Source organism: Nocardia sp. NPDC003345, assembly GCF_053589395.1.
The window spans coordinates 1-10,502 of record NZ_JBSFRU010000233.1 but is presented as its reverse complement, the minus strand read 5'-3'; the positions used below and the strand labels follow the sequence as shown (position 1 = coordinate 10,502).

General features: G+C 62.0%; 9 protein-coding genes. All 9 read left to right on the top strand.

Annotation, left to right across the window (positions count from 1 at the left end; translation table 11 throughout):
* The coding region (locus ACWDU1_RS22575; RefSeq protein ID WP_450001268.1) for an aconitase family protein at positions 1–238 on the top strand (238 nt) is incomplete at its 5' end.
* The gene (locus ACWDU1_RS22570) at positions 235–768 is read left to right on the top strand and encodes a 3-isopropylmalate dehydratase (protein ID WP_450001266.1); all 534 of its coding nucleotides are present in this window, start codon (positions 235–237) and stop codon (positions 766–768) included. The genes ACWDU1_RS22575 and ACWDU1_RS22570, both read left to right, overlap by 4 nt.
* Positions 765–2,114: an MFS transporter gene (locus ACWDU1_RS22565; protein WP_450001264.1), complete on the top strand. Its 1,350-nt coding sequence runs from the start codon at positions 765–767 to the stop codon at positions 2,112–2,114. Before ACWDU1_RS22570 ends, ACWDU1_RS22565 begins: the two co-directional genes overlap by 4 nt.
* Complete coding sequence (locus tag ACWDU1_RS22560; protein ID WP_450001262.1) at positions 2,111–3,817, top strand: class I adenylate-forming enzyme family protein; 1,707 nt, start codon at positions 2,111–2,113, stop codon at positions 3,815–3,817. Before ACWDU1_RS22565 ends, ACWDU1_RS22560 begins: the two co-directional genes overlap by 4 nt.
* Before the next feature lie 190 nt (positions 3,818–4,007).
* A complete protein-coding gene (locus ACWDU1_RS22555; RefSeq protein ID WP_450001260.1) occupies positions 4,008–5,129 on the top strand; it encodes an ABC-three component system protein in 1,122 nt (373 codons plus the stop codon).
* Between the two features lie 44 nt (positions 5,130–5,173).
* Positions 5,174–5,656, top strand: coding sequence for a three component ABC system middle component (locus tag ACWDU1_RS22550; protein ID WP_450001258.1), 483 nt, complete (start codon positions 5,174–5,176; stop codon positions 5,654–5,656).
* A 5-nt stretch (positions 5,657–5,661) separates the two neighbouring features.
* A complete protein-coding gene (locus tag ACWDU1_RS22545) occupies positions 5,662–7,620 on the top strand; it encodes a DUF3732 domain-containing protein (RefSeq protein ID WP_450001256.1) in 1,959 nt (652 codons plus the stop codon).
* Positions 7,621–9,284: 1,664 nt separating this feature from the next.
* Positions 9,285–9,584 (top strand): transposase, encoded by a 300-nt coding sequence (locus ACWDU1_RS22540; protein ID WP_194982285.1) that lies wholly within the window; start codon positions 9,285–9,287, stop codon positions 9,582–9,584.
* A gap of 2 nt (positions 9,585–9,586) precedes the next feature.
* Entirely contained in the window at positions 9,587–10,468 is an 882-nt protein-coding gene (locus tag ACWDU1_RS22535) for an IS3 family transposase (RefSeq protein ID WP_450001253.1), read from the top strand.
* Positions 10,469–10,502: the final 34 nt, after the last annotated feature.

Below are 10,502 nucleotides of genomic sequence, written 5' to 3'. Positions count from 1 at the left end.
CGAGCAAGAAGGAATCCTCGACGTCCTCCGCGCGGCAGGTGCGCATATCAATATATCGAGCTGCGATTTCTGCTTCGGCTACCAGAAACCCCTGCAACCCGGCGAGAACTGCATCTCCACCGGCGTCCTGAACATCTCCGGCCGCATGGGCAGCCCCGACGCCAACATCTACATGGGCTCCCCCTACACCGTCGCCGCCAGCGCCCTCACCGGCACGATCCAGGAGTCGAACCAGTGAGCGCCTATCCCCCACCCCCGGACCTGATCGAAGGCAAGGTCGCCTGGATCTTCGGCGACGATTTCGATATCGACCTCGTGGTCGGCGTCTCCAATATCAAGTCCTACGACCCCGACCACCTGCGTTCGGTGTGTATGCAGGCCTACGACCCCACCTTCACCGACCGCGTCCGCCCCGGCGATATCATCGTCGGCGGCCGTAACTTCGGCTACGGTCATCCGCACTATCCACCGATGGTGGCCCTGCGCAATGCGGGTATCGCGGCCATCGTCGCGGAATCCTTCTCGCCCGGCTTCTGGCGCGGCGAGACCTTCAACGGCATGCCGTTGATCACGATCCCCGGCGTCTCGACCGAAGTCCGGGTCGACGATGCCGTGGCCCTCGACTGGCGCACCGCCACCCTGCGCCTGCCCGAGGGAACCGACCTGGTCGGAACCCCACCGAGCCCGCGGACCGTCCAGGTCATCGAGGCCGGTGGCTCGTATGAACTCCTGCTCGCCGAGCACGCACGCGAAAGACAGATTCAATGACGAACACAGAACCTCGCGTCGGGTCCAGTGACCTCCACCCCTCCGGACCGCTGCCGGCGACCGCAGCGAAGAAGTCGAACTCCGTGGCCCGCCGCGCCGCCATAGCCGGCGGCGTCGGCACCCTCATCGAGTACTACGACTTCGCGGTATACGGCTTCCTCGCCGTCACCATCGCCCCGCTCTTCTTCCCTTCCGACAATTCCGGCGTGTCGATCCTGTCGACCCTCGCCGTCTTCGGCGTCGCCTACGTGGCCCGCCCCCTCGGCGGCATCTTCTTCGGCCGCCTCGGCGACCGCCGCGGCCGCCGCCACTCCCTCGTCATCACCGTCGTCAGCATGGGCATCGCCTGCGGCATCCTCGGCCTGCTCCCCACCCATTCCGCCGTCGGCGTCCTCGCCCCCATCCTGCTGGTCCTCGTCCGCCTCGCCCAGGGCTTCTCCGCCGGCGGCGAAGTAGGCGGCGCCGCGACCTATATCGCCGAATCCGCCCCACCGAAGCGGCGCGGTTTCTTCGGCTCCTTCACCCCCGTCGGCTCCACCCTCGGCTTCGCCGTAGCCGCCGCCGTCGTCGGCGTGGTCGCCCTGGCCACCAACGATGAGCAGATGGAATCGTGGGGCTGGCGCATCCCGTTCCTGCTCGCGCTGCCGCTGGCCTACGTGTGCCTGCGCGTCCGCATGAAGCTCGAGGACACCCCCGAATTCGAGGAGATGGCCGAAAAGCAGCAGGTCACCAAGAGCCCGCTGCTCGACACCGTCACCAAGAACCCGTGGTCCGTAGCCCGCGTCGTCGGCATCGCCATCGCCATGAACGGCTCCGGCTACATCGGCCTCACCTACTTCAGCGTCTACCTGATCAACGACCTCGGCTTCTCCAAAGACTCCGTCTACTGGACCTCCGCCGTAGCCATCGCCCTGGCCTGCGCCACCTTCCCCCTCAGCGGTATGGCCACCGACAGGTGGGGCCGCAAACCCGTCCTCATCACCGGCTACCTCGCCTACGTCGTCATCGCCCTCCCCGCCTTCATGATCATGGGCGCGACCAGCAGCATCCTCGTCATCGGCATCGTCTACTTCCTCTACATGGTGCTGAACGGCGTAGTCCAGGTCCCCGCGTTCCCGCTGTTCACCGAACTCTTCCCCCGCACCGTCCGCTACACCGGCGTCTCCCTCGGCTTCAATATCGGCACCATCGCCGCCGGCGGCACCGCCCCCTACGTCGCCGCCCAGCTCGTCGAATCGACCGGCAACGCGATGTCACCCGCCTACTGGGTGATGGGCGTCTGCGCCATCGGCCTCCTCACCGTCGCCACCATCCGCGAAACCGGACGGAAGGAACTCCCTGCATGACCACCGGTAACCCCGGGACGAACCCGTCCGCCGCATCAGATGAGGGTGCGGCGGGCGGGGTGTCCCGGCAGGACGGCCACGAACGCTTCGCCACACTCACGGAGGCCTGGAACGACCGGGTCCGGCACGAACCCGACGCCCCGGCCCTCGTGTACTTCGACACCACACTCACCGTCCGCGAGACCGACGACCTCGCCAACGCACTCGCGGCCGCTTTCGCGGAGCGGGGTGTGGGCCAGGGTGAGCGGGTGGGGATCCACCTCCAGAACATCCCGCAATACGCGATCGTCCAGCTCGCCCTGTGGAAACTCGGCGCGATCGCCCTGCTGCTCAACCCGATGTATCGCGGGCGGGAACTCCGGGAGCTGGTCAGCGATGCCGAACCGGTCGGGATCATCACCACCGACCGCGATGTGCGGCAGGTCCGGGAGGACGTCGAGGGCCCGACAGTCGGGTGGGTGATCGGCACCGCGGAGTCGGACCTCCAGTCCCGCAACGACCCCCTCGTTTTCAAACCCGAGACCGCCGCTACCACTGAGCCATCGGCAGAGCATCCTGCCGATGCACCCTCGACACACACCGACCTGCTCGCCCTGGCTCAGGAGTACGCCGGCCGGAAACCCCCGCCGGTCCAGGTGCACGCCGACGACCTCGCTTTCCTCGCCTACACCTCCGGCACCACCGGCCCACCCAAGGGCGCGATGAACTCGCACGCCAACGTCCGCGCGGTAACCACCAGCTTCGCCGAACTCGCCGGCATCACCCCCGGCGACGTGGTCTACGCCCTGGCCCCGCTGTTCCACATCACCGGAGCGGTCGTCATCGGCGCCCTTGCCCTCACCGAACAAACCTCCCTGGTCTTCACCGGCCGCTTCACCACCGACATAGCTGTCGACGCCCTCCGCGAACACGGCGTCACCTACACCATCGGCTCCATCACCGCCTTCAACGCGATGATGAACTCGGAATACGCCACCGCCGAACACTTCTCCACCATCAAAACGCTGTACAGCGGGGGTGCGCCGGTTCCACCGAGCACGGTCGCCCGCTTCCAAGAACGCTTCGGCCACTACATCCACAACGCCTACGGCATGACCGAAACCTCCTCGGCAGTCACCGCGGTCCCACCCGAAACGAGCGCACCGGTCGATCCAGGCAGCGGCACTCTCTCCATCGGACTACCGCTCCCGGGAGTGAACGTTGAGGTAGTCGACCCCGAAGGCCGCCCCCTCACACCCGGCAGCCAAGGCGAACTTGTCGTCACCGGTACACAGGTCATCCGCGGATACTGGCGCAAGCCAGAAGAATCCGAGGCCGCTCTCCCCGAAGGCCGTCTCCGGACCGGCGACAGCGCGATCGTGGACAAACAGGGCTGGGTGTACCTGGTCGACCGGATCAAAGACCAGATCAACGTCTCCGGGTACAAGGTATGGCCGCGCGAGGTCGAGGACGTTCTCTACCAGCACCCGGCAGTGCTCGAAGCGGCAGTTGTGGGCATTCCCGACGAGTACCGAGGTGAGTCGGTAGCGGCCTATGTTTCGCTGAAGGACGGTCACAGCGCCAAGTCCGCTGATCTGATCTCCTTCGCCCGGGATCGCCTCGCGCCATACAAGCGGCCCAGAACGGTGGAAATCGTCGCAGACCTGCCGAAGACCCAGACCGGCAAGATTCGCAGGCGGGCGCTGCGCAATGAACATAAGTAAGTCTGAACTGGGTAGCAAGGCCTCTCGCTCACTCTGAATATCAGGTTTGGCCGTCGGATAATCCGCTGCAGGAGATGCCGAATGCCGTGCGACACCGTCCGCCTCGTAAGACACTGTGAGGATGACTCAGGGTTCACACGACGCTGCCCCGAACGCGGTTGGCTATCAGCATCAAACGTGGTGGGCGTTGGTGGAGTTGCTACGAACTGGCCCGGATAGACCCGATGCCGCAATCAGCCTCGAACTGTTCGACGACATTGCCTGGGAAGAGGCTGGAACACCGACGGAGCTGCTGCAGGTCAAGCATCATGAAAGCCGATCACGCTCGCTGACCGACCGCTCGAAGGATGTCTGGAAGACGATCCAGGTCTGGATGGACACCGCCTCGCCTGGAGATGCCTACGGGCCCGAGCTAGTCCTTGTCACAACGCAGTTGGCGGCTACAGGCAGCGCGATGGCCGCGTTACGAGCAGTTGACCGCGATGTAGAAAAAGCGGCAGCAATCCTTGGTCGGATCGCTGGCGAAACCGGGGCGGAAGAAACCCGTGCTACGCGCGAGAAGTTCCTACGCTTGTCATCATCCGAACGGCAAACCTTCTTGAACCGAATTCGTGTGGCCGATGCATCCCCTCATGCTGAGGAAGTCCGAGCTGCCGCGCGCGCCTGCCTGCTGTGGGCGTTGCCCCGGGGACACGAGGAGTTGTTCTTGGCTCTTGTATGGCAATGGTGGGATGAGCAGGCATTGGCTCTGCTAAGGAGACGCCTGTCGAAACTAGATGTTGGTGCAGCTCATGCGGCAATCGATGAAATCCGCAATCAGTTCACCAGCGACGACCTTCCGACACTGGTGCACCTCGCAGAGCTGGACGAAACCACCATCGGCGAGACACACCGCACACATGTGTTTGTACAGCAACTTCAGTGGATTGCGTACCCGCCGAGAAATCTGCAGAAGGCGATCGTAGATTATTACCGCGCATACACACAGTCGGTAAGGTGGCTGGATGAGGACCTGATCGGAATCCAAGAACTCACGCGGTTTGAATGTGAACTGGTCGACGAGTGGGAGCGTCAGTTCGAGTTCATGGTGATCAGCCTGAGCGATACCGCTGACGACAAGGCCAAGCAGGCCGCTGGCACAGCAATGCTTCGAGCTCTTCTGGATAGCACGCAAATAACGGTGAGGCCCCGTTACAACGAGACCTTCTTCACCCGAGGGCAACGTCATGTTTTGGCCAATAGAGGCCGTATAGGCTGGCATCCTGATTTCGAGAGCCGAGTCGCCGAACTGCTGTTGCCAGCTAAAGCCTGAGCTTTCGAAAATAGAATGCGCTGTGCGCGAAAGGAAAGACGCTGATGCCATCGGGTGCTCGCTCGGACATTGTCTCGACAATGCTTAACCCCGCGCTGCTCGCCGCGGTTATCGCCGCTGCGTCTACAGGGCACCACCGAGAATCCGGCGATGGTCTTCCATGGGTGTTGTCGTTCATCGTTGCCCCAATGGTCCTGCATCGCGGCACCCGCGAGGCACTGCCGACGACTACGCGGACCTACCTGGCAACCTGGACCGCTCGGCATCCCGCACTGCGTTCGGGCTTTCCGCAGCGTGCACTCGAGCTCGTCGATACGGTACGGGTGGGAACGCGCTTCGGCCTCGCTCATGGAATCTTTCAGTTGGATGGAGCTCGGGTTGTCACAGTGCCGAGACGACGACCCCGTGGAGTTCAGGTGCCATCGGAGCTCGATGTGATCCTTCGCAAGGCCGACTTGGTGGGCCGGTGGCTATCCAAGACAAACAGTCCTGCGACTGTTCTTGCCGTCCTCGGCGTGGCACCCTGATAGTCGTGCAATTGCTTGCGATCGTGCTGTACAACGCGTCGGGTGACAGACGCATCCTCGAGTTTCGCCCAGGATCGCTCAACATCGTGACCGGTGAATCCAAGACCGGCAAGAGCGCCCTGCTAGACATCGTGGAGTACTGTCTCGGTCGCGACAGCTTACAAATGTCGATTGGTCCAATCACCAAGACCGTCACGTGGTACGCAGCTCTGTTCGAACTGAAAGGCGGTCGGGCGTTTGTCGCCAGGCCGGCGCCCAAGGAAGGCAGAAGCTCTACCCAATTAGCGATGTTGCGGTTCGGTCGCGATCTTGATCCGCTCGAATTCGACCAGTTGACACCCGATATAGACTCCGACTCTCTTCGCGAGCAGCTCGGTCGAAGAATCGGCATAGAAGAGAACCTTCACGAACCTCCTGTTGGCTCTACTCGCCGCGCCGTCGAAGCGCACCTTGGACATGCAACGCTTCTGTGCCTTCAGTCGCAAAATGAGATCGCCCATCGAAACTTTCTGTTCCACCGCCAAGGCGAGGACAGAATGCTTCAAACACTTAAAGACACCATCCCCTATTTCATAGGCGCCGTCCCCCGTGACCAGGCACTCCGCCGCGCTCAACTAAGTGCTGCACGACGAGAATTACGAGACAGAGAGATTCAATATCGTCGAATCCAGGAGAGTAGTCAGCTCGCTGGTGAGACGTTGGCGAGGCTTTGGCAGGAAGCCTTTGCATTGGGCCTCGTCGACTCGGCTGAGCAGCCGGAACATTCCGAAGCAATGGGAGCTTTATACACCGCGATTGCGAATCGACTGCCAGATCACGACGACAGCAAGAGTGCAGCGCGGGTCATTGATCTAGAGCGGCAGCGCAACAACATGCGCGACCAGCTACGGGCCATCGCTGGAGAACGTGAAATCCTGCTGCAGCAGGATTCTTCTGAAAGCGACTACGTAAGCGCCGTCGAAACCCAGACCGCCCGGCTCGTCAGCTTGAATATACTTGGACTTACCTTCCAAGAGAGTGTCGCGGCGTCAAACGCCACCTGCGCCTTGTGCGGCACTACCCTGCCTGATCCTGATCCAACTATAGCCGAGTTGGACCGCAACCTCCGATCGCTGAGAACCCAGTTAACCGGTATCGATGCCGCGCGACCAGCACGACGCGCAGCTCTTACCGAGCTTGAGGAACGGGCCGCGGAAGTACGGCTTCGGCTTCGCGCAGTCGAGTCAACGCTTCGATCTATTTCCGGCGGACAAGCTGCTGCCGACTTTTTACCACAGGACTCCCAGCGCGACTTTCTCCGAGGCCGTATCCATGCCACCTTGGCAGCACTTCCAACCAGCTCTAATGATGAAGTGTGGCGGCAGAAGCGACTATATGATGTGGCTGCTGCACGTGTACGCGACCTCATAACCGAGCTGGACCCCGACGAAGAACGCGAACAACTGATGTCACGCCTCGTTGCGATCGGCCAGGATATGACTGCGTGGGCAGCACTTCTCGAACTGGAACACAGCGGCACGAACGTCCGGCTCGACATGAACCGGCTCACGGTCATCGCCGACACTGAGCAGGGGCCCGCGCCACTGTCCCGCATTGGCAGCGGTGAGAACTGGGTCGGCTATCATGTCGTAGCACACCTGGCTCTACACCGCTACTTTGTCCGCCAAAACCGGCCTGTACCAAGAATTTTAATGCTAGACCAGCCAACTCAAGTTTGGTATCGCTCCGAGGTCGATCAAAAGTCAGGCGTACCTACTGCGGACCGGGACCAAGAAGCCGTGAACAGGCTGTTCCGCCTAATTTTCGATGTCGTGCAAGAGCTAGCTCCTGAGTTGCAGGTCATCGTCAGCGACCACGCCAATATCACGGAGGAATGGTTTCAGACTTCGGTTGTGCACAATTGGCGGCACGGGAACCAGTTAATTCCCCAAGATTGGATTGATGAATCATCGGGCTCTTCCTAGCTGTACACGAAAGCCTGGTCCCGGGACGCCCGCGTCAGCTCCGTGGTGGTCGTGCTCGCCGGGAGGCACCGGTGTCCTGAAAAGTGCGAGCACTTGAGCGCGGGTGAGAGCAGGCCGATCGCTACTATTAAGCCGGTAGCGTACAAGTTGGACACGATCCAACAGAGTTCGACGCTCGGAAACATAGTCGATGCCAGCATCAGTGATTCGTATATGCAGCTGTGGATCATCAACCGCGTTGCCGATAAAACGTGTAGCGACGATACCTCGCCGTTCCAGTGCGTAAGCCGCGCGACGGAGTACAGACCGATCTGACCTGCGCTTAGCGGTTTCGGCAGCACCCGGGCCCCGTTCCTTATCGGATAGGTAGGAGATCGGCCACCACCGCTGCCAAGGCAGGCGCTGTCCGCGATAGACATTCCAGAGATAGTCGTCGCCGCCGAGTTCACCAAGAGTATCAATAGCTCTGAAAGGTGCTGTCGATGGGTGTCCGAGATAGTCATCCACCAGTTCGACGGGCTCCTCAGACAGATCAAAGTAGAGGAAGGTCAAGAGAGCAACTTGGACCGTTCCGAGACCTCGTGACATAGCCCGATTCTATTTACATCCACATTGGGGAGGCGGGCATGATCCGATTGACATCGTGCAACAAAGAGTTCTGCTCTCGGCCTGTTCCAGTGGTTCGGCGGCAACGAAGCCAGATATCCCCTTCAAGAAGCAACGGAACACAGTGGTAGGGGCGAGCATTGCGATCTGTGCAGAAATGGGTTATCGGACCCACCACCTGCAGACCTACATCGGGGCGCTCTCTAAAGCGCCACTGACCTGTGGACATGCCGGACTGAATCGGCCTGTGCACCTGATTCGTGCGGTTCGCTCCGGTGCCGACCCAATGGAGAGGGTCCGCTGATGGTGGAACTGATCGTGTACAGCGGCCTGGCCATCGTGAGTGGCGGCGGTATCGGGCGATGGATCCAGCACGACGGGCCGATCCGGTTGCTGGCTGGCTTGACCGCCGTGGTGCACAGGGACGAGACGCGCAGGCGCGATGCCCGCCGCGTGCTCACCGCAACCCGGTACTTACGTGGTCATCAGCCAGGTTCTGTCAGATCAAGCGAAGTCGGGAGTGCGTCGGAACCGCTGCTGTCGGCCCCCGCACGTCGACGGGGACGCCCGGCCGACGGGATGGTGCCGAGCAGTCAAGCTTGCGACCCGCAACCAGAAGCCGCGTGTTTCGTGACGCCACCGCAGTTAAAATAGACCGTTCACCTTGACGACCGTCCGACAGCGGACACCACGTCGTCGACCCACCCAGAATCGTTGCGCCACGCCCCAGTTGTGCGCAGTTTCCTCTCAAGCAGAGATACAAGCGTGCCCGATGGTCTGGCCATCGGAGCAGCACCACTAGATCGAATCCTGCACCACTCGTGTAGGAGTCGAATCGGCGCATAGCCGCCCCTTCGACTCGAACCGCTCGCCGCTCGCGATGGCTTCCGCGTAGATACGCGCGTACACATCCTGCATGGTGTCGCGGAACTCGCGTGACCGGGGGCAAGTCATTCCACAACTACACGTTTCGCGGTGGCGAGCGCGTCAAACTGAGGTTCCCCCGCTTCCTTGGAGGGCTCTGAGCGTGGTCCGATGGGACCGGGAAGGAGCCCCGCGTGGCAGCACCGAAGAAGTATCCGGATGAGTTGAAGGCTCGAGCGGTCCGGCTGTATCTGGAGTCGGACCCGAAGCCGACGATCCGCAAGCTCGCCCAGCAGTTGGGTGTGCATCATGAGGCCTTGCGGAACTGGATTCGCCAAGCCGACACCGGTCAACGGCCCGAGCCGGAGGCGTCGGATCTTGCTGAGGAGAACAAGCGGCTGCGTAAGCAGGTGGCCGAGCTGGAGCGGGTCAACGACATCCTGCGGTCGGCGAGTGCGTATTTCGCCTCGGAGCTCGGCCAGACCCGGAGGTGATCGTGCGGTTCGTGAAGGACTGCAGGCACCCGGTCGAGCTCGTATTGCGGGTGCTCGGTATCGCCTCGTCGACCTATTACTGGTGGTGCAAACGCCTGGAACAGCCCTCGGCCCGGCAGATCGCCGACGAAGCGTTGCTGGCCGAGATCGTCGATATCCATACCAGCTCCGGCGGCACCTATGGCTCTCCCCGCGTGCATGCGATGCTGGCACGCCGCGGCATCTCGGTCGGCCGCAAACGGGTGGAGCGGGTGATGCGCGGCGCCGGGTTGCAGGGCGCGTTCCTGCGGAAACGGTGGCGGACCGCGTCGACACGAACCGATCCACGAGCAGCGCCGGCACCGGATCTGGTCGAACGGGTATTCACCGCGGACCAGCCGAACCGGTTGTGGGTGGCGGATGCGACCAGGATCCCGTGCGGGCAGGGTGCGTTCTGGCTGGCAGCGGTGCGGGATGCGTTCTCCAACCGGATCGTGGGCTGGAAGACCTCGGATCGCTGCGACACCGAACTGGTGTTGGGTGCACTTGAGTTCGCGGTCTGGAGCCGCGATATCCGCGATGGCGAGTTGATTCACCACAGCGACAGGGGCTCGACCTACACAGCAATCCGGTTCGCTAACCGATTGGCCGAAAATGGGATTGCGCAATCCATGGGAACCGTCGGGGATTCTTACGACAATGCGTTGATGGAGAATTTCTTCTCCACATTGAAGACCGAGCTGGTTTATCGGCGGGCCTGGCGGACCCGTGACGAGGCCGAGAACGCCCTGTTCGCCTATATCGATGGCTGGTACAACAGCCAGCGCATCCAGAAGAAGCTGGGTTGGCGATCACCGGATGAGTTCGAGGCGAGCTACCATCACCCGGTTCCGGCTGGAACCTGATTACCCCGCCCTCCAACAATGCGGGGGAACCTCA

Bases quoted from the DNA above. Each gene is read 5' to 3' on its own strand.
- ACWDU1_RS22565 (WP_450001264.1), top strand. From the start codon at position 765: ATGACGAACACAGAACCTCGCGTCGGGTCCAGTGACCTCCACCCCTCC.
- ACWDU1_RS22560 (WP_450001262.1), top strand. From the start codon at position 2,111: ATGACCACCGGTAACCCCGGGACGAACCCGTCCGCCGCATCAGATGAG.
- ACWDU1_RS22550 (WP_450001258.1), top strand. From the start codon at position 5,174: ATGCCATCGGGTGCTCGCTCGGACATTGTCTCGACAATGCTTAACCCC.